The organism is Bradyrhizobium sp. 170, from assembly GCF_023101085.1.
Taxonomy (GTDB): domain Bacteria; phylum Pseudomonadota; class Alphaproteobacteria; order Rhizobiales; family Xanthobacteraceae; genus Bradyrhizobium.
This window is the reverse complement of the sequence record NZ_CP064703.1, coordinates 1,167,686-1,186,601: the sequence shown is the minus strand read 5'-3', so window position 1 is coordinate 1,186,601 and position 18,916 is coordinate 1,167,686. Positions and strand designations below refer to the sequence as shown.

Here is an 18,916-nt window from a genome sequence, read left to right as displayed (position 1 = left end):
CTGTCGGACGCAAAGCGCGAGCCCCCTACTCGCCGCCGTCGATCTGGCGGCCCATCAGCGCTATCGCCTTCTGATAGACGCCTGCGGCATTCCAGGCCTGGATGGCGGCAAAGTTCGGCTCGCCCGGCTGGTAGCCCGCGCCCGTGCGCCAGCCATGGGCTTTCAGAAAATTCGCGGTCGAGGTCAGCGCATTGGCCGCGTTTTCGAGATTGCCGGTGCCGTAGGCCAGAATGGCCTTGGGCATGAACTGGGTCTGGCCGACTTCGCCATGCATCGAGCCGCGCTGCGTCGGCGACAGCGCGCCGCGGTCGATCAATTGCAGCGCCGCGTAAAGATGCTCGGTGAAATAGGCCGAGCGCCGGCAGTCATAGGCCAGCGTCGCGATCGAGGCGAGCATGTTCTGGTTGCCGCGCTGGGTGCCGAACCCCGTCTCCATCCCCCAGATGGCGAGCAGCGGCCCCGGCGGCACGCCGTAGCGCTCCCGAATGGAAGCGAACAGCGTACCCTGCGACGCCTTGAGCTGCCGTCCCTTCGCGACGATCGTCGTCGCCCCGCGCTTGGCGAGAAACTGATCGAGCGAGAGAGAAAAACTGCGCTGGCCGCGATCGGCATTGATGGTCGCCTGCGCGTAGTTGGTCGCCATCAGGGCCTGGATGGTCGAGGCGCTGACGCCCTTGGCGCGGGCTTCGCCGGAAAATTCCTGCTTCCAGGCGGTGTAGCCGGCGGACGAGCTGCCGCATTGGGCAGCGTCAGCCGGGGAGTTGAAGCATGCGAACATGGCCAGGGTGGCGCTGAAAGCAAAGGCGATGCGGAGCATGGAAAAGCCATTCCTGAGTGAGCACTGCAAATAAGCATCGGCTTCTAGCATGTCCCGGGGCGCGCTTCGAGGGTTGCGGCAAACGCGCGGGGGCAGAATCTCCCCGAAAACGGCCATGATTGCGGCTCATTTGAACCGGGTGATCCCCGGTCGCGACCTTTACGTGTCGTACTTCGTTCCGCCCCCTCCGCCATCGATCGTTTCTCGAACAAATGGATTTCCCATGACCTCACCGCACAGATTGTTCAGACCGATCCTCCTGCTGCTCGCCTTATCGCTTGGCGCGATGACGAACGCTTCCGCGCAGACGCGCGACGTAGCTGGCGCAAGGGATTATCCCGGCATCGGCCGCTTCGGCGGCAGCGTCATCACGGGTTATCAGGTGAAGGACTTTGACGCGGCCCGGATGCAAGGGGCCGCCTTCAAGGACGGCCAGCCCACCGACGCACGGCGGCTGGAGGGGCGCATCACGCGCATCGCCTATCGCACCAATCCCGGCCCCTCGATCCTGGAGGTGTCGCGCAATTTCGAGACCCAACTGGCGAAGGCCGGATTCGAAACGCTGCTTGCCTGCGATGTTGACGCCTGCGGCGGCATTCCCTTCTCGGAAGCGATCGACGCGCTGCCGATCCCGCAGATGTGGGTGGACGGTTTCAACTACCGCTATTTTGCGGGGCGCAAGACCGACGGCGGGCGCGAGACCTATGCCAGCCTCATCGTCAGCGAGAACAACCGCGACATCTATGCGCAGCTCGTCGTCGCCGAACTTGGCGCGATCGAGAACAAGATGGTGGATGCGGCTGTCATGGCCAAGGGCCTCCGCGAGACCGGCCGCATCGCGCTCTACGGGATCTATTTCGATACCGACAGGGCCGAGGTGAAGCCCGAAAGCCGGCCCACCCTCGAGCAGATCGCGAAGCTGCTGACCGCCCAGGTCGGACTGAGCGTCTTCATCGTCGGCCACACCGACAACCAGGGGCCATTCGCCTACAATCTTGATCTGTCGCGACGCCGCGCCGAGGCGATCGCCGCCGAGCTGGTGAAGAACTACGGCATCGGCGCGCCGCGGCTGCGCACCGCGGGTGTCGGACTGCTGGCGCCGGCCGGCTCCAATGCCACCGATGCCGGCCGCGCGCTGAACCGGCGGGTGGAGTTGGTGGCGCCGTAGCATCAACGCGTGGGCCTAGGCCCGCTTTGGCTGCCAAGGACAATGGCTATGACCAGGTCCAGTGGTTTCAAAGTCGGAATGGGAATTGTGGTTGCCGCGCTGGCGGGAAGCCAGAACGCGACCGCGCGGGCGCCAACGCTTTCCTTAGACCCTTCACGATTGCCGCGTCTCGGCACCATCGACGAGCGCTTTCAATCGTACAACGTCGAGATGGTCGAGGTCACCGGCGGACGGTTCTGGAAGCCGTACAGGACGAGTGCCTCAGCGCCGGCAACTCGCGGCGCTGATAACGCCGGGAATATCCCGGCGGGCGGCAATCCCGACCTCTTCGCGTATCGGGAGCCTATCGACCTGTCGAATCCCCGACTACGTAGATTGGCTGCCGCCCTCGCCCCGGCCTACCTGCGCGTCAGCGGCACCTGGGCCAATAGCACCTACTTTGCTGAAAGCGATGAGGCGCCCGCCACGCCGCCCAGCGGCTTCAGCGCGGTGCTTAGCCGCAAACGCTGGAAAGATGTCATCGACTTTGCCCGCGCCGCCAGCGCAGAGATCGTGACTTCGATGGCCACAAGCCCAGGAGCCCGGGACGCAACGGGTCTATGGCGGAGCGATCAGGCGCGTCGCTTGTTCGCCTACACCAAATCCGTCGGCGGCAGAATTGCCGCCGCCGAGTTCATGAACGAGCCGACGCTGGCCGCCATGGGCGGTGCACCGAAAGGATACGATGCGGCAGCTTACGGGCGGGACTTCAAAGCCTTTGCTGCGTTCATCAGGGACAGTGAACCGGATGTGATGGTTCTGGGCCCCGGCTCGATTGGCGAGACGGCAGCGCCGCAGTCATCGAGGCCATCCAGCTCCGAATTCATCAGCACGCGGGACTTGCTTGCAGCATCCGGATCCAGCATCGACGCTTTTTCCTATCATCACTACGGCGCGGTCTCGCAACGATGCTCTCCGGGTCAGACCACGCCTGAAGCCGCGCTTTCGGAAGCGTGGCTGGCGAGCACGAGCCAGACGCTCGCGTTTTACCGATCGCTCAGGGACGAGTTTGCACCTGGCAAGCCGATGTGGCTTACCGAAACCGCCGAGGCAGCTTGCGGCGGCAATCCCTGGGCTTCCACTTTCCTCGATACGTTTCGATATCTCGACCAGCTTGGCCGGCTTGCCAGGGCCGGCGTCCAGATGGTTGCGCACAACACGCTGGCCGCAAGCGATTACGGCCTGCTTGACGAGAAGACGTTGCGGCCGCGGCCAAACTATTGGGCGGCGCTGCTGTGGCGCAGGCTGATGGGCACAATCGTTCTCGACACCGGCACGCACCATGGGATGCACCTCTACGCGCACTGCCGGCGAGGCGTGCGTGGGGCCGTCACGCTGCTCGTCATCAATACGGACCGGACGAACGCCGCAAGCTTGCGATTGCCCGTGTCCAGTGAGCGTTACACGCTGTCGGCGGATCATCTGCAAGGCGCCGAGGTGAAGCTGAATGGAGCGGCTTTGGATCTCGGTCCCAATGACGATCTTCCGCCGTTTGCCGCCATGACGTCGCCACCAGGTTCGATCGAGATCGGACCGGCCACGATCACTTTCCTTAACGTCGAGGATGCAAAAAATCCGGCATGTAATTGAATCTTTTCCGGACACCGGCCGCACGCTCATCCCCGCGCTTCTCCCGTGGCGCATTGACCAGGCTCACCAGCGTGTAGCTGATGATCAGCAGCAGGAACCAGGAGCCGAACTTGCCGAAAGAAACCATCGACCAGCCGTGCTGCTGCGATGGATAGAGCCAGATTTTGGTGAAGGTGCCGATGTTTTCCGAGAGCCAGATGAAGAGCGACACCAGCGCGAGCCCGAGCAATAGCGGCATCGAACGGCTGATATGCCAAACCCTGAAATAGACGCGGGTGCGGAAGAACAGCCAGCCGGCAAGAGCGAACAGCAGCCAGCGCAGGTCCGGCATGAAGTGGTGGCTGAAGAAATTGACGTAGATCGCGACGCTGAGCGCGGCCAGGCCGAGCCGCCGCGGATGATCGGAGAATTTTAGATCGAACAGCCGCCACGCGCGGCAGAGATAGCTGCCGATGCAGGCATACATGAAGCCAGAGAACAGCGGCACGCCGCCGATCCGAAAGAAATTCGGCTCTGGATAAATCCAGGAGCCGACTTGCGTCTTGAAGATCTCCATCACGGTGCCGACGAAATGATAGATCAGGATCACCTTCGCCTCGTCAGGTGTCTCCAGCCTGCCCGCAAGCAGCACGACCTGAACCGCGATCATGCAGAGAAACAGGAAGTCGTAGCGCGGAAGCCACGCGCTCGCCGGATAGAACCACCAGGTGGCGATCATCAGGAAGACAGCGATCCCGCCGAACAGGCAGGCCCAGGCCTGCTTGACGCCGAAGCGGAGGAATTCGTAAAGCGCTGATGTCGAGCGGCGCCGGGCCATGAAGCGGCCGAGCCGATATTCGCCGGCGATGAAAGGCCGTAGCGGCGGCCAGATGCCGGCGGCGCTGGCGCCGGGAGGCGGGGAAATCGCAGGCTGGTTCGGGGCGTGATGCACGCTGCGGAACGTGGCGGGGCATCGCGGTCGAAGCTGGGCGGAGATTTGCAGATTTCGCTGAGTTTTAATGCGCGCGTCGGCTATTCACGCCGCTGCCGATCAAGAGCATCAGCGGGCTGATACAATCCCAATAGCCACGACTGTCGCAATCACAGGCTCTCGGCTTGAATTATTCAAACCGCACGCCAACGCGGTATTCTCTTCGCCATACAACGCTGCACAAAATCTTCAATCGCTCTTCCGGCATGATCAGCGTGAATTGATCGGGAATGAGAATTCGATCGGAGAACTCCAGTGCGGCGCCGGTGCTGGATATGTCGCGAACCACGCAAGGATACTTGTCGCCGCCATAATCGATTTTGGCAGCCTTCATAATGCGAACCCGTGGAGCAATCCGAGTTTCGACCACCGCAGTATTCCTAATCGCGAAATACGTTCCAGGATATCGACCGCGAGTTAAAGGTTGCTAAGCGCGCGAAACTTTTTCGTAAGCTACGGGGGTCGGCAGAGTGGGATTAACCTGTTGTTAGTGCATTGAGGTTGTTGCCCAGCGATGCTTGTCGTGATGCAAACCAGTGTATTCAACTACAAATTGCTTGGCGGAACTGGGGTGTAGCGACGGTGGCCGCGCGCTCAATCGTCGCTTCAAATTGGCCGCAAGAAACCGGCCATGCGCGTCCGAGTGGTACAGCGGAGGACTTGGTTGACAGTGGCGCCCTGATCGACCACAAGCCGCCCATGGCGAAGAAACCTGGAACCAATCCCAAAGGCGAGTTCGCCTTTTTCAATGTCGTCTATGAAGACGATTCCCAGCGCTCCAACCGGCGCGTGCCTTCCGAGCTGCTCGGCGGGCTCGACGGCGACGAGCCGGCGCGCGGATACATCATGGAACAGGACCGCGAAATCGCCGAGAAATCCGGCCGCACGCCGCTGGCGATCAAGAGCATCAGCCGGGTCGGGGCGAAGAAGAAGTGAGCCGCCTCGAGTGATGACCGAGCTACGTCCGCACAAGTTGGGCACTGATCGCTCGAAGGCGCGCTGAGTACCCCTGCCTCGTGCTCTTCCTCCGGCAGCATATACCCGCTCTCATAACGTAGAATAGTACGCATCGGACAATGCCGTTGCATGGACTTTCCTAAGATTACCGACTGCTGTCGGTGCAAGACCAGGATTTCCAAGGAGAGAAAGCAGCATCAGAAATTTAGAATGAGATATTCCGTTCGGTTGAGAGGTATTATTTGCGAGCATGAAATTCTTGATCGCTGTGTACCCGACTGTTCCGACTGCAAGATCTTTATGAAATTGCAATACTGGAATAGACGAAGCGCTCGCAGCCCGCTGGATAATGGCTTCAAACTTAGCGCGGAGCGGTGATTTCAAGAACCTGGGAAAAGTACCTGCGACCAGTCGGGATAAGTGCTCATGCGTGCCCCAAAGAGAAACGGTTGTTTCGATGAGCTTCATGAGTTCATTTTCGGTTCCGTACTTGGAGAGAATCCATATCTTGGCATAAAAGCCCCAATTCGTCGTATGATCAAGTGCATACAGAATCTTGATAATCTCTCCGGCAACAAGCGCATTCTTTGGAAGCCGAGCGGCAACCAATGCAACGGCAACATCCATTCGCGCCGCGTCATCGACCAAGCCACCGTCTAGGAGCAACAACGAAATCAGGTGAAGCTTCGCTTCCGGAGTCGCACTACTTTGCCACCAAGTAAGCACCACTTGGCGCAAGGCGGGCCAGTTAGTAAGAAAATCATAGAAAATAGAGTCATCAACGTTTGCGCGTACCTGCCGAGAAAAATTGATCAACCGCTTAAGAATCTTCCCACCGTTACCGTCTACGAATGTTCCTCGCCGCAAGCCTGCGCGTATCGCTAGTTCAACCTTTCGCCTTTCGCTCGTGGGCGGCAACTTGGCCGCTAACTTGTTTTGGATTCGGTCCGAGAGTTTATCAAGCAGCGCGTTTTCGCGAATTTTGAAATGTTCGTAGGCTTGATACTCAGTCAAGATTCTAGTCTTACCAGAATTGAGTCTAATTTGCCGCGTCTGAAGGGCAAGATCCAAATCACGAAGCGCTTTGCGAGCGTCGGGGATGGTATCAACACCAATGTCTATGTCGTCCATATATCGCGCAAAATCGATTCCTGCAGTGTGAGAAAGTAATTCGTCGATCTCAAACAGGAAGCTGTGAGCCAAGAGTCTTGGAGCGTCCAAATGAGCTTGCGGCAAACCAATAGGAATACGGGGCATATAGTCCGGCTGCCAAAGCATGCACGACAGCGTATAAATCAACAGGTCGAGAGCATGTTCTCGAACCGAAGCGTAATCGGCCAAGATATTTCGAAGATGATCGTATGATATAGAATCATAGTAATTGGCGATGTCGGTAACGACGATATACTTCTTACTCTTCGCAAAACCAAAGATGGTTTCTTGGAACGCCAGCCAAGCGTTGATTGGCCCATACTCCGATGAATGCCCTTTCACCACCTTCGAAAATTGGTGATCATCCGGAGCATAGAAGGATTTTGCGGTGGGTGCTTTCTTTCGAATCTCAGCCCACAGTGCATCGGAGAGCGTTTGCAAGATGAGGGAGTCTTTTACCGAGGGTATAACTAATTGTCGGCACAAACCTTTTGATTTTTCCGCAAGGAAGCGAATTGGACTGCGAGGAATGTACGCCGCAGAGACAACCTCCGCTTCAATCGCCGTACAAATAGCATCGATGCGTATGTGAAAATCCAAGTGTTCTAGAGGGTCAGGTACCGGCTGCCGCCGCATTGCCTCTCTAACCTTGTTCTTCCAGGTGAGCTTGAGGCGCGGCTCGTTAATTACGTCGCGCAACTTCTTTGCTTTGAGTGGAAATTTTGGAGAATGCATCCGGGCCCAATACACAATTTAAAATTGCTCTTTGCAACCAGAGCCTGATGAGCAAAAATAATCAAGGTGGCTAAACGGTGTACGACAAAGAAAAGGCGGGCTTTCGGCCCGCCACTTCGTATTCGATGATGCCCGGGTCGATCCCGGCAATGACAATAATCAGTTATCGAGGAACGACCGCAGCTTCCTTGACCGGCTTGGATGCTTCAGCTTGCGCAGCGCCTTCGCCTCGATCTGGCGGATACGTTCGCGCGTCACCGAAAACTGCTGGCCGACTTCTTCCAGCGTATGATCCGTGTTCATGCCGATGCCGAAGCGCATGCGCAGCACGCGTTCTTCGCGCGGCGTCAGCGAGGCCAGAACCCGCGTGGTGGTTTCGCGCAGGTTGGACTGGATCGCCGCATCGATCGGCAGGATCGCGTTCTTGTCCTCGATGAAATCGCCGAGGTGTGAATCTTCTTCATCACCGACGGGGGTTTCGAGCGAGAGCGGCTCTTTCGCGATCTTGAGGACCTTGCGGACCTTCTCCAAGGGCATGCCGAGCTTTTCGGCGAGCTCTTCGGGCGTCGGCTCGCGGCCGATCTCGTTGAGCATCTGGCGGCTCGTGCGCACGATCTTGTTGATGGTTTCGATCATGTGCACGGGGATGCGGATGGTGCGGGCCTGGTCGGCGATCGAGCGCGTGATCGCCTGCCGGATCCACCACGTGGCGTAGGTCGAGAACTTGTAGCCGCGGCGGTACTCGAACTTGTCGACCGCCTTCATCAAGCCGATGTTGCCTTCCTGGATCAGGTCGAGGAATTGCAGGCCGCGGTTGGTGTATTTCTTGGCGATCGAAATCACGAGACGCAGATTGGCCTCGACCATTTCCTTCTTGGCCTGGCGCGCCTCGCGCTCGCCCTTCTGCACGCCGTGCACGATCTTGCGGAATTCGCCGATCTCGAGCCCGGTCAAAGCGGCCAGCGACTGGATCTCGTGGCGCAGCTCCTTGATGCGGTCCTTTTCGTGATGGACGAAATTCTTCCAGCCTTTGGCGGAGAGTTTCGAGACACGGTTGAGCCATCGCGGATCGAGCTCCGAGCCTTGATAATTGCGCAGGAAGTCTTCGCGCGCGACGCCGTGGCTGTCACCCAAACGAAGCAGGCGGCCTTCGAACGAGACCAGCTTCTTGTTGATGTCGTAGAGCTGCTCGACGAGCGAATCGATACGGGCCTGGTTCAGCCGCAGCGACTTCACCTCGACGATGATCTCGTCCTTCAGCTTCTTGTACTTGCGCTCCTGCGAGGGCGATAGCGACTCGCTCTGCAGCTGATTGGCAATGTCCTGCTCCTGCAGGCGGCGCAGCTTCTTGTATTCGGAGGCGATCTTGTCAAAGGTTTCGACCACCTTCGGCTTCAGCTCGGCCTCGATGGCGGCAAGCGACATCTGGTTTTCGAACTCGTCGTCATCCATGTCGCCTTCGGCGGCGGACTCGGCCGGATCCTTTTCCACGGTGTCGCCACCGGGTGCAGCCGCGGGCGCGGCGCGGAACGGAGTCGGCGACGGCGGTGCAGCGGGAGGTGCGACATGCGCGGGCGCAGCCTCGCCGTTAGCCGCCTGACCGTCGGCGGGCGCACCGATCAACGCCGGGTTCATGTTGTTCTTGGCGTCGGGGCCGGCATAGGTCGCTTCGAGATCGATGATGTCGCGGAGGAAGATCTTTCCTTCGTTGAGTTCATCGCGCCAGATGATGATGGCCTGGAAGGTCAGCGGGCTTTCGCACAGGCCCGCGATCATCGCCTCGCGGCCGGCCTCGATGCGCTTGGCGATCGCGATTTCGCCTTCGCGCGACAGCAATTCCACCGTGCCCATCTCGCGCAGATACATGCGGACGGGATCGTCGGTGCGCTCGCCGGGCTCGGACTTCTTGACTTCCGTGACGGCCTTCTGCGTGACCTCGACAAGCTCGTTGTCGGTGTCGTCGGCCTCGTCTTCCTTTTCCTCGTCGGCGTCGGCCTCTTCGGCCTCGGACACGTTGATGCCCATGTCTGACAGCATCGACATGATGTCCTCGATCTGTTCGGGCGAGGTGGTGTCGGAGGGCAGCACTTCGTTGAGCTGATCGAAGGTCACGAAGCCGCGCTTCTTGGCCTGCTTGATCATCTTCTTGACCGCGGCATCGGAGAGGTCGAGCAACGGCGACGGCGCGTCGGGCGAGTCCTTCTCAGGGGCGTCCGCTGCCTTGTCGTCTTTTTCCTTGTCCTTAACCTGCAGCGTCTTTGCCTTGGTGGCCATTCATCAAGCTCCCGAAACGCGCTCGTGCGGGATGGCGCGCAACGCCACCCGCCTCTGAATTACTGAAGTCGTCAGCAGGATGTCTTTTGTTCGAAAAGCCAACCCGCCAGATCCTTGCTTTGCGCGTGATCGTTTCGGAAAACCGGATATCCATTTTTCCGGATCACGCTCGTGCCCCTGAGTATTCCGCATGCACACGACGCGGAAGGGGCGGCGCAGACGTCGCCACCCCTTTTAACCCGCCATCGCCGGTGTTATGCCAATAGCCCTTCGGCGCCGTTAAAGTAACCTTCGGACTATTAAGCTTCGCTTAACCCTGTTTTTGCCGCCAAACCATGGATTTGGCGAGTCTTTTTGCGGGCACGGCCGCCGCCGTCCGCATCATTTTTTTATCACACGCTCTTCCGGAACCGGCCCGAAAGCTCGCCAAAACCCTCGATCAGGGCCTCCGTGCCGTCGAGCGACTCCAGCCGGATGCTCACGTCCTTCAGCCATGCCATGTTGGCGTCAGTGGGCTCATCGCCCAACGCCAGTTCGGCATCTTTCTTCTCCCTAAGTAGGGCGTGCGTTTTCTGATGCAAGACAACGAGTTGTTGCCAGGTGGCCAAAACATCCTCCCGGGCGGCGCCGGGCTTGCTGCCCCACACCGCCGAGGTCGTGATCGCCCGCTCAACCCTTTGAAGAACCTCGTTTAATCCGCGGGCCTCGAGATCGGCCCGCATTTTCTCGGCCTGCTCCTCGACGTCAGGGGAATGGTGATGGTCGTTGGCGAAGGCCGTAATAATGCCGGCGCGGAGCTTGGTGGCCTCGGGATGGGCCAGTTCCAGCATCGCCACTTCCTCCAGATGGTCGTGCAGCAGCCAGGGGTGGTTAATCAGGGATTGCAGGATCAGTGCCTCGCGGCGGGACATCGCGCTGCGCTGGCCGCGCATGATCGGGCTGGTCGCGAGTTGGGGGCTGGCCGCCTGGTAGGGGCCCGAGGCGATCGCGGGGCTTGTGCCCGCCCCCGGTCCGCGCCCACCCCGGGGGGCGAATCGGCCGGTTTGGCCTGCTCCGCGCGGGGCAAACGCGCGGGGTGATTCGCCCTGCCCGGTCCGGAAATTACCCCGGCCATAGCCGCCGCCCCCACCTTGCGGCGCAAAGGCGCGCCGCAGGCGATCGGCGAGATCGTCGCGATAATGGCGACGCACCACCTCATCGCGGATGCCCTTGGAGAGTTCGTTGATGCGTGCCTCCAGCGCGGCGCGCCGCTCAGGCGTAGCAAAGCTGCCGCCCTCGATCTCGCGCGACCAGAGCATGTCGACGAGCGGACGCGCGGCTGAAATCACTTCCTCGATCGCGACGCGGCCGCCGGAGCGCGCGAGGTCGTCAGGATCCTGCCCTTCGGGCAGCAGCGCAAAGCGCAGGCTCTTTCCCGGCAGCAGCGCAGGCAGCGCCAGATCGGCGGCGCGATACGCCGCCTTCTGGCCGGCGCGGTCGCCGTCGAAACAGAGGATCGGCTCGTCCGCCATCTTCCACAGCAGCGCGAGCTGGTTTTCCGTCAAAGCCGTGCCAAGCGGCGCCACCGCGCCAGCAAAGCCTGCGGTGACCATGGCGATGACGTCGACATAGCCTTCGACCACGATCAGCGGCGAGCCGTTATGCGTCGCCTGCCGCGCGGTCGAGAGATTGTAGAGATTGTCGCCCTTGTGAAACAGCGGCGTTTCCGGCGAGTTCAAATATTTTGCCGGCACGTCCTTTTCCAGCGCGCGGCCGCCAAAGGCGATGACGCGGCCTCTGGAATCCGTGATCGGAAACATCACGCGATCCTTGAACCGATCGAACGGAACGGGCTTGTCCTCGCCCGCCACGAGCAGCCCGGCTTCCACCATGTCCTCGGTCGAAATGCCCTGCGCGCCGAGATGCTCCTTCAGCGCGAAGCGATCCGGTGGCGCATAACCCAAGCGAAACTGCAGCTGCGTCGCCGGCGAAATGCCGCGGTCGCCGAGATAGCCGCGCGCCTTGGCGCCGTTGCGCGAGGCCAGCGTGTCGGCAAAGAATTTGGCGGCGAGTTCCATCACGTCGTGCAGCGTCTTGCGGCGCTGCTCGTGCCGCGCGGCATCCGGCGTCGCCGCCGGCAGCGCCATGCCGGCCATGGAAGCCAGCCGCTCGACGGCTTCCGTGAAGCCGACACCCTCGGTCTCCATCAAAAACGAGATGATGTCGCCGTGCTTGCCGGAGGAGAAGTCGTGGTAAAAGCCCTTCTGGTCGTTGACCGTGAACGAGGGCGACTTTTCCTGCTGGAACGGCGACAGCCCCTTAAACTCCCTCCCTGCCTTCTTGAGCTTGACGCGGCGGCCCACGACTTCCGAGACCGGAAGCCGGGCGCGCAGCTCTTCGAGGAATTGGGGCGTGAAGCGCATGGGTGATTTGGGCCTGAGTCGTGAGGCGAACCGATCATGGATATAGGGATGCCGGCTCCGAAAGCGATGTTTATCAGGCTTCTCGCCGCTATTCACAGGGGCCGTCATTCCCCGGTGCGCAATTGCGCACCTGTGGGCGTCCGAAGGACGAGCCCGGAATCCATCTATCCGTCGACTGCGCGGCCCAATGGATTCTCTGATGTGCAAGTGCACATCAAAGCTCGCGCTCCGCGCGCCCTCAGGTGCGCCATTGCGCACCGGGGAATGGCGACGGAGAAGCCTTGAACCCCGACCGGTTCCGGGCTTCCATATCCGCATGTTCACGATTTTCAGAGGCGGCCGGAGCGGGGCATGGCGGGTGACGCGGTTCGGGCCGGTCAGGGGCGCGTCGCTGGCGCCGACGCCGACGCTGTCGGTCGTGCATTCGCTGTCGATCGCGCTGCCGATCATGCCCTCGCCGACCTCCTGGCGGCTGGCCGGCGTCGCCAGCCACCTGCGCTATACCGAGCGCGACGAAAAGAAGCGGCTTGATGCCGATCCAGCCGAGATCGGCCGACCCGAGGCAACCTATGCCGCGCTGATCCCGATCAAGAAATCGGCGACGTGGTGGGAGCTAACGCAGGAAGAGCGGCGGCAGATTTTTGAGGACCGATCGCACCACATTGCGGCGAGCCTGAAATACCTGCCGGCGGTCGCCCGGCAGCTCTATCACAGCCGCGATCTCGGCGAGCCCTTCGACTTCCTGACCTGGTTCGAATACGCGCCCGCCGATGCTGATGCGTTCGAGGAACTGGTCCGCACGCTGCGCGCCACCGAGGAGTGGCGCTATGTCGAGCGCGAGGTGGATATCCGCATGGAGCGCGAGCGGCTGGACGCGGGGTGACCAATTCTCATGCCCCGGATGCTGCGCAGCGCGAAAGCGATGCGCTGCTAAGCCGGGCCTACACTTGTGCGACATCACGGGCATGGGTCCCGGCTCTGCGGCGCAGCGCCACCGGACGATGCTACGCATCGCCTAGGCTGCACCGCGTCCGGGACACGAGAGCTAGTTCTCCAGAAACTTCCCCGAGGCGATCTGCGGCAGGCCGGTGACCGGCCAGTTGTAGACGTAGGTCCACGCCTCGCCGGCCGCGCCGTCTTCATGCGTTACCTGCAGCATGCGGCGGATGTATTCGGTCGGTTCCGGAAAGCCGGCGCCGCAGGCCTCATACATGTCGAACTCGCCGAGCAGGGCGTCGCGGTCACGCAGGCGGTACAGTTCGCCGAATACGATGTCGGCGGGATCGTCCGAGAGCACCAGCCCCGGATAATGCTTGATGAGGTAGAGCCGGCCACGGCAGGTGGCTGCGCCCAGAAAATCCGCGCTGCGCGACAAAAGCTGCGCCATCGGATGGTCGAAGCCGCGCATCAGCGTGCCGTAGACGAACAGACGATCTGAAATCATGGGCTTTCTATGTCATTGCGAGCGCAGCGAAGCAATCCATAGGGCCCGCACGAAAAGATGGATTGCTTCGCTGCGCTCGCAATGACGGGGAGAGAGCCACCTCAAGCCGGCACGACTTCGTCGCTGATGACGAAAAACTTCACCAGATCCATCCGCCCGAAACTCGTGGTCAGCGCGACGTCGGCGGCGTCGCGGCCGGTGCCCATCAGGATGCGGCCGGCCCTCGGGACATTGTGGCGCGCGTCGAACGTGTACCACTGGCCGGACAGATAGGCCTGGAACCAGCCCGAAAAGTCCATCGGCGCGGGATCGCGCGGCACGCCGATGTCGCCGAGATAGCCGGTGCAGTAGCGCGCCGGGATATTCATGCAGCGGCAGAAGGTCAGCGCCAGATGCGCAAAATCGCGACAGACGCCGGCGCCCTGCTCGTAGACGTCATGCGCCGACTTCATGTGATGCGCATGCTCGTAGCCGAAGCTGACGTGGTGATGCACGAAATCGACGATGGCCTGCACCCGCGCCCACCCCTGCGGTGTGTTGGAGAATAACGACCAGGCGATGTCGGTGAGCTTGTCGGTCTCGCAATAGCGGCTCGGCATCAGGTATTGCAGCAATTCGTCGGGCAATTGGTCGATCGGCAATTGCTGCGCGGTCGGCACCACCGCATCAGGCAGGCCGGAATCGCGCACCAGCGCATCGCCCCGCAGTGTGACGCCGCCGGCGGGCGCGACCAGCCGTCCGCAGACATTGCCAAAGCTGTCGCGGTAGAAGCCGATCGGCACGTCAGGCCCGGCTGTGATCCGCTCGGTGCCGACGATATCGGCAAAGCGCGACGGATGGATCGAGAGCATGATCACCATCGGCGTCGGCTGGGCGGCCGCATACGAAATCTCGAAGCCGACCTTGATCTCCATGCTCAGACCTTCTCCGCCTGCGGCGCTTCGTGCGGCTCGTCGCCGACCGAAACTACCCTGATGTGGACCTCCATCCCCGCAAAGGCGTCGGGCGAACCCAGATAGGCGCCGTGCAGCGGGATAGCCTGACGCGGATCGCGCGCCACCGCCACCCGAATGAGATCGCGGGTGCCGATGATGCCGTTGGTCGGATCGAACTCGATCCAGCCGGCGCTCGGCAGATAGACCTGCACCCATGCATGGGTCGAGCCGCCGCCGACATAGCCATGCGCGCGGTCGCCGGGAATGAAGAGATAGCCGGACACAAAACGCGCGGCGATGCCGAGCCGGCGCAGAGCCTCGATCATGAACAGCGCATAGTCGCGGCAGGTGCCGGAACCCGTCTGCAGCGTGTCGAGCGGATGCTGGGTGCCCTGCTCGTGGCGCTTGCGATAGCGGAACGCCTCGCGGATACCATGGGTCATGCCGCTCAGGATATTGAAGGTCGGCGTCGGCCCGTCGGTGTCGAGAAATTGCCGCGCCCAGCCCGACAGCTCGCCGTTCGGATCGCCATACTGCGGCGTGATGAACTGCAGGAGGTCGGGAAGCTCCTCGTCGTCGTAGAGGAACGGATAGAAATAAGCGGGATCGTCCGCGGTCAGCGCGAACTCTTCGGCCGGACTGTGCTCCACCGTCGCGGTCGATGTGAACGACAAGGTGTCGGCGCGCTCGTCGAAGGTTGCGATCGCGACGCTGTTGCCGAACACGTCGTGGATCCAGCGCAGCCGCATCGGCTGCGGCTCGATCTCGAGGCTGCCGGACAGCACCCGCAGATCATGGCCGTCGCGCGGCCGTAGCATGATGCGGTGCTCGCCGAACGCGACCGGGCGGCTGTAGCGATAAACGGTCTTGTGGTTGATGGTCAGGAGCGGCATCGTCAAACAATCATCGATTCTGGTACATCTAATCTAGGCCGAATCCTGCTCAATTGTAGATCGGGGTGCTGCTTCGATAGGCACCGCTTTAAGGAAAACGCTTTGGACGACGCCGCCGACACAACCCTGCTCCTCAGCTCCGAAGATGTTCCTCCGGTCCGCGAATTCAACGCCGGTGGACGCTCGCCGTTCCTGTTGACCTGCGACCACTATGGAAGGCTGATTCCGCGCGGGCTCGGTGACCTCGGCCTGCCCGAGAGCGAGCTGACGCGCCATATTGCCTGGGACGTCGGCATTGCCGGCGTCGCGGAGGCGCTGTCAAAACATCTCGACGCCCATCTGATCGTGCAGCGCTATTCGCGGCTCGTCATCGACTGCAACCGCCCGCCCCATGTCGCAAGCTCGATCCCGCGCATCAGCGAGGCCACGACGATTTCAGGCAACGAGGGCATTTCGCGCGAGGCAGCCCTGATGCGGCGCGCGCAAATCTTCGATCCCTATCACCGGCGCATCGGCGAGATCATCGACCAGCGCGGCAGCGCCGATATGCCGACGGTATTGGTGTCGCTGCACAGCTTTACGTCTGTTTATGCCGGCATCGCGCGGCCCTGGCATATCGGCACGCTCTATCACCGCGACACGCATCTGCCGCCGCTGCTGCTGAAACTGCTGCGCGCCGAAGGCGATCTCGTGGTCGGCGACAACGAGCCCTATGCGGTCAGCGACGAGACCGACTACACCATCCCCGTGCACGGCGAAGCACGCGGGTTGATGAACACAGGAATCGAGATCCGTCAGGATTTGATCTCGGATCCCGCGGGCGAGATAGCGTGGGCGGAGCGGCTGGCGCGGATTCTAGGTGAGGTTGACGTGGTGTTGCGGGCGCAGCGGTTGATTTAGCCACGATTGCTTCGACTATTTGTGCGGCGGCGACAGTCCGTAGGGGGGCAAAGCGACTTGTCCGCCGTAGCTCAACGAGCGAAGGCGGAAGCGTGCCCACCATCATGAGCGGAATGCTTGATGGTGGGCACGGCGCTAACGCGCCTTTGCCCACCCTACGAAGCTGACTGCCCTTGCGGCGCGCTTACGTATTTCGCAAGTGATCTTAGCCATGCACCGCGGCGTAATACGCCACGCCCCATATCGCCACGGCTGCCAACCACAGCACCCACACAAAACCCGTGCGCGGTTCAAGCGTCGCCTCCGAAGGATTCCCGGGGTTGACCCAGACCTTCACGGTGGCACCGTTCTGGTAATCGGTCGTGGACTTGCGCACCAGCCAGCGCGATGTCGAGGCGACGCTGCTGGCGAGGCGGGCGTGGGTACTGGTGTAGGAAATATTGTTGTAGGTGTAGGCATAGGACACCTTGCGCTGATACATGATCTGACCGCGCGACGATCCGTCCCTCGGCGCGGCGCGGTATTGCTCGATATCGGAAAGTTCGATGGTGCCTGTTACAACAGGCCATTTGCTCGCCAGCGATGCCTGCCGGTGCACAAGCAGCGCGAACAGTGCCACCGCGGTGCCGAAAGCGGCGAAGGCAACGGCCGCTGCGGAATTTTCCGAATGCGGAAGCCGCGACGAAACGAACTCGGTGATCCGGTGCAGGCCGATCGCCGAGCCGAACAGGATCGCCAGCACGATCCCCGTGCCGATCCCAAGACAGCCCCACATGCCCTTCGGCAGGTCGCGCTCCAGCACCGCCTGGTCCGGATGCCGCGGGTTGTAATAGACGGTGACGACGGCGCCGACCGAATATTTGGCGATGGTTTCGGCGACCTGGAAATTTCCAAGGTCCTCGCCGATGCTGACGCGATTGCAGCGCAGCTTCCTGCCCGCAACCGAATATTCGTAGACGATGTCGGCGAAGTTGCGCTCCTCGAAGCGATGCCCCTCCTCCCGATCGCCGTCGATCACCTTGACCTTGCGCACCTCGGCTTTCGAGACCACCACCTTACCCGCAGCCGACGGCCATTCGCGCGCGGCGCGCACCTGCAGCGATTTGTAGGTGGCGGCGGCAAGGATCAGCCCAAGCGGGGCGAGCAGCATCGCATAGACGAACCACGGCAGGTCAGGCAGCACGGCTTGTTCCCCAGAGGCGGCTTGCGGTTAGACGCGCCGCCGCCGCCGCGGGTTCAACGGCGGCCATAGCGTTTTCAAGCGAAGCCTGCCCCGGACTTGATCCGGGGTGGATGCCGGTTCGCGTAAAGAAAACGCGTCAAGACAAGAATCCAGAGCTTCGGTTCTGATTCCTTCAGAACCGAAGCTCCGGATTTACTTTGCCCGCGTCAGCGCCAGCCAGATGCCGCCGCCGATCATGAAGCCGCCGGAGATGCGCGACACCAGCCTCGTGCGCTGCTTGGAGAAGAACAATCGCGCCCGGCCGGCCAGCAGCGCGTAGACGGCATCGGTCGAGGCGGCAATCACCATGAAGGTGATGCCGAGCAGCGCCACCTGCGGGAGGTGGTCCTTTTCCATGTCCATGAACTGCGGAATGAACGCCCCGAAGAACACCAGCACCTTCGGGTTAGAGAGCAGCACCAGAAAGCCCTGCAGGAAGAAGCCGCCGCGCGGCGGAGGCGGCGGGTCATCGGCGTTGACGCCTTCGACCGGCGAACGGATCAGCTTGATGCCGAGCCAGATTAGATAGGCCGCACCGGCAAAGCGCACCCAGTCGAACCAGTAGCCCATGGTCGCCATCAGCGAAGTCAGGCCGACCGCGACGATGCCGATCACGATGGCGAGGCCGGTTTGCGCGCCGGCGCAATTGATCAGCGCCGCGCGGGTGCCGTGCCGCAGGCCGTTGGCGATCAGAAGCGTCACCACCGGACCCGGCAACAGCGCCAGCGCGATGCAGGCGGCGACAAAAGCGAGATAGGCTTGAAGGGACATGGGAGATTCCGGTGAGAGGGCGGTTACGTCATTATGCATGCGCAAGCCAGAGATGGAAAGAAGGCAGCAAGCTACCGCCCTTCCATCGCAGCCGTCATCCAGCGCGTCATTTCGCGGGTCGCCAGAAAGTCCAGCGCCGCGCGCCGCATCTCGGGCGCGTCACCCCTGCCGCGCGCGACCGCAACCAGGAGATCGCAGCGGCGCGAAACCGCGACGCCGACGGCAATGTGCGGTGAACCGTCAGGCATTTTGAGATCATAGGCCCTGGTCCGACCGGGCATATCCGCGAGCCGGACCATTTGGCCCGGCGCGAGCGGCGCAAAATGCGCGCTCATCAGGTCCAGATCGGCGACGCGATCGACCTCATCGTCGTCGGCGACGCCACGGTCGCAATTGCAGAACCCCATCTTCGGCCGCACGTAAAGCTCCACCTCGCCGCCACACGCAGGGGTGCCGCAGCGGAAGGCCTTGCCCGCGGGCCAACCATCGCGGGGAAACGGCCAGGCGATCTCCTGCCACTCGCCATTCCGTTCGTCTTTCCATTCATCCTGGCGCTCTGCTGTGTGTTGATAGGCCGCAGCGCCCGACAGCGCACCAAGCGCCACAATGGCTGACGCAATGAACGGCCAACGCGACATCGCTGGCGT

General features: G+C 61.7%; 17 protein-coding genes. 5 read left to right on the top strand and 12 right to left on the bottom strand.

Annotation, left to right across the window (positions count from 1 at the left end; genetic code table 11):
* Positions 1-25: 25 nt before the first annotated feature.
* A complete protein-coding gene (locus IVB05_RS05690; RefSeq protein ID WP_247786599.1) occupies positions 26-778 on the bottom strand; it encodes a lytic murein transglycosylase in 753 nt (250 codons plus the stop codon).
* A 262-nt stretch (positions 779-1,040) separates the two neighbouring features.
* Between IVB05_RS05690 and IVB05_RS05685 the strand changes: the two genes are divergently transcribed.
* Positions 1,041-1,985: an OmpA family protein gene (locus IVB05_RS05685; protein ID WP_247783448.1), complete on the top strand. Its 945-nt coding sequence runs from the start codon at positions 1,041-1,043 to the stop codon at positions 1,983-1,985.
* A 78-nt stretch (positions 1,986-2,063) separates the two neighbouring features.
* Positions 2,064-3,614: a hypothetical protein gene (locus IVB05_RS05680; protein ID WP_247786598.1), complete on the top strand. Its 1,551-nt coding sequence runs from the start codon at positions 2,064-2,066 to the stop codon at positions 3,612-3,614.
* Here the strand turns inward: IVB05_RS05680 and IVB05_RS05675 are convergent.
* Complete coding sequence (locus IVB05_RS05675; RefSeq protein ID WP_247783447.1) at positions 3,577-4,545, bottom strand: DUF817 domain-containing protein; 969 nt, start codon at positions 4,543-4,545, stop codon at positions 3,577-3,579. The two genes, IVB05_RS05680 and IVB05_RS05675, sit on opposite strands and share 38 nt — an antisense overlap.
* Positions 4,546-4,714: 169 nt before the next feature.
* On the bottom strand, positions 4,715-4,954 hold the full coding sequence (locus IVB05_RS05670; protein ID WP_256473206.1) for a PilZ domain-containing protein: 240 nt from the start codon (positions 4,952-4,954) through the stop codon (positions 4,715-4,717).
* A 329-nt stretch (positions 4,955-5,283) separates the two neighbouring features.
* Between IVB05_RS05670 and IVB05_RS05665 the strand changes: the two genes are divergently transcribed.
* A complete protein-coding gene (locus IVB05_RS05665) occupies positions 5,284-5,520 on the top strand; it encodes a hypothetical protein (protein WP_057849867.1) in 237 nt (78 codons plus the stop codon).
* A 111-nt stretch (positions 5,521-5,631) separates the two neighbouring features.
* Here IVB05_RS05665 and IVB05_RS05660 read toward each other — a convergent pair whose 3' ends face one another.
* The 3 genes from IVB05_RS05660 to dnaG all read right to left on the bottom strand — a co-directional run bounded on the left by IVB05_RS05660 (position 5,632) and on the right by dnaG (position 12,104).
* The gene (locus IVB05_RS05660; protein ID WP_247783445.1) at positions 5,632-7,392 is read right to left on the bottom strand and encodes an RNA-directed DNA polymerase; all 1,761 of its coding nucleotides are present in this window, start codon (positions 7,390-7,392) and stop codon (positions 5,632-5,634) included.
* Between the two features lie 195 nt (positions 7,393-7,587).
* A complete protein-coding gene (gene rpoD, locus IVB05_RS05655; protein ID WP_247783444.1) occupies positions 7,588-9,702 on the bottom strand; it encodes an RNA polymerase sigma factor RpoD in 2,115 nt (704 codons plus the stop codon).
* 392 nt (positions 9,703-10,094) lie between these two features.
* Positions 10,095-12,104, bottom strand: a complete 2,010-nt coding sequence (gene dnaG, locus IVB05_RS05650; RefSeq protein ID WP_247783443.1) for a DNA primase — start codon at positions 12,102-12,104, stop codon at positions 10,095-10,097.
* Between the two features lie 316 nt (positions 12,105-12,420).
* On the opposite strand from dnaG, the gene IVB05_RS05645 reads away from it, so the two are divergent.
* Positions 12,421-12,987 carry a chlorite dismutase family protein gene (locus tag IVB05_RS05645; RefSeq protein WP_247783442.1) on the top strand — a complete coding sequence of 189 codons (567 nt, stop codon included), beginning with the start codon at positions 12,421-12,423 and terminating at the stop codon, positions 12,985-12,987.
* Between the two features lie 162 nt (positions 12,988-13,149).
* Here IVB05_RS05645 and IVB05_RS05640 read toward each other — a convergent pair whose 3' ends face one another.
* The 3 genes from IVB05_RS05640 to IVB05_RS05630 all read right to left on the bottom strand — a co-directional run bounded on the left by IVB05_RS05640 (position 13,150) and on the right by IVB05_RS05630 (position 15,376).
* Positions 13,150-13,548, bottom strand: coding sequence for a gamma-glutamylcyclotransferase family protein (locus IVB05_RS05640; RefSeq protein WP_247783441.1), 399 nt, complete (start codon positions 13,546-13,548; stop codon positions 13,150-13,152).
* A gap of 101 nt (positions 13,549-13,649) precedes the next feature.
* Positions 13,650-14,462, bottom strand: a complete 813-nt coding sequence (locus IVB05_RS05635) for a transglutaminase family protein (RefSeq protein ID WP_247783440.1) — start codon at positions 14,460-14,462, stop codon at positions 13,650-13,652.
* Positions 14,463-14,464: 2 nt separating this feature from the next.
* Positions 14,465-15,376, bottom strand: coding sequence for a transglutaminase family protein (locus IVB05_RS05630; protein WP_247783439.1), 912 nt, complete (start codon positions 15,374-15,376; stop codon positions 14,465-14,467).
* A gap of 102 nt (positions 15,377-15,478) precedes the next feature.
* Here IVB05_RS05630 and IVB05_RS05625 point away from each other — a divergent pair, with 102 nt between their 5' ends.
* Positions 15,479-16,276 (top strand): N-formylglutamate amidohydrolase, encoded by a 798-nt coding sequence (locus IVB05_RS05625; protein WP_247783438.1) that lies wholly within the window; start codon positions 15,479-15,481, stop codon positions 16,274-16,276.
* 205 nt (positions 16,277-16,481) lie between these two features.
* On the opposite strand, the gene IVB05_RS05620 is transcribed toward IVB05_RS05625, so the two are convergent.
* The 3 genes from IVB05_RS05620 to IVB05_RS05610 form a co-directional block, all read right to left on the bottom strand.
* Complete coding sequence (locus IVB05_RS05620; protein ID WP_247783437.1) at positions 16,482-17,459, bottom strand: DUF3592 domain-containing protein; 978 nt, start codon at positions 17,457-17,459, stop codon at positions 16,482-16,484.
* 192 nt (positions 17,460-17,651) lie between these two features.
* Positions 17,652-18,269, bottom strand: a complete 618-nt coding sequence (locus IVB05_RS05615; protein ID WP_247783436.1) for a LysE family translocator — start codon at positions 18,267-18,269, stop codon at positions 17,652-17,654.
* 71 nt (positions 18,270-18,340) lie between these two features.
* On the bottom strand, positions 18,341-18,907 hold the full coding sequence (locus tag IVB05_RS05610) for a hypothetical protein (protein WP_247783435.1): 567 nt from the start codon (positions 18,905-18,907) through the stop codon (positions 18,341-18,343).
* Positions 18,908-18,916: the final 9 nt, after the last annotated feature.

Excerpts from the sequence above, each read along its gene's own strand:
- IVB05_RS05665 (WP_057849867.1), top strand. The coding sequence starts at position 5,284 with ATGGCGAAGAAACCTGGAACCAATCCCAAAGGCGAGTTCGCCTTTTTC.
- IVB05_RS05645 (WP_247783442.1), top strand. The coding sequence starts at position 12,421 with ATGTTCACGATTTTCAGAGGCGGCCGGAGCGGGGCATGGCGGGTGACG.
- IVB05_RS05685 (WP_247783448.1), top strand. The coding sequence starts at position 1,041 with ATGACCTCACCGCACAGATTGTTCAGACCGATCCTCCTGCTGCTCGCC.
- IVB05_RS05615 (WP_247783436.1), bottom strand. The coding sequence starts at position 18,269 with ATGTCCCTTCAAGCCTATCTCGCTTTTGTCGCCGCCTGCATCGCGCTG.
- IVB05_RS05610 (WP_247783435.1), bottom strand. The coding sequence starts at position 18,907 with ATGTCGCGTTGGCCGTTCATTGCGTCAGCCATTGTGGCGCTTGGTGCG.
- rpoD (WP_247783444.1), bottom strand. The coding sequence starts at position 9,702 with ATGGCCACCAAGGCAAAGACGCTGCAGGTTAAGGACAAGGAAAAAGAC.
- IVB05_RS05640 (WP_247783441.1), bottom strand. The coding sequence starts at position 13,548 with ATGATTTCAGATCGTCTGTTCGTCTACGGCACGCTGATGCGCGGCTTC.
- IVB05_RS05680 (WP_247786598.1), top strand. The coding sequence starts at position 2,064 with ATGGGAATTGTGGTTGCCGCGCTGGCGGGAAGCCAGAACGCGACCGCG.
- IVB05_RS05635 (WP_247783440.1), bottom strand. The coding sequence starts at position 14,462 with ATGGAGATCAAGGTCGGCTTCGAGATTTCGTATGCGGCCGCCCAGCCG.
- IVB05_RS05630 (WP_247783439.1), bottom strand. The coding sequence starts at position 15,376 with ATGCCGCTCCTGACCATCAACCACAAGACCGTTTATCGCTACAGCCGC.
- dnaG (WP_247783443.1), bottom strand. The coding sequence starts at position 12,104 with ATGCGCTTCACGCCCCAATTCCTCGAAGAGCTGCGCGCCCGGCTTCCG.
- IVB05_RS05690 (WP_247786599.1), bottom strand. The coding sequence starts at position 778 with ATGTTCGCATGCTTCAACTCCCCGGCTGACGCTGCCCAATGCGGCAGC.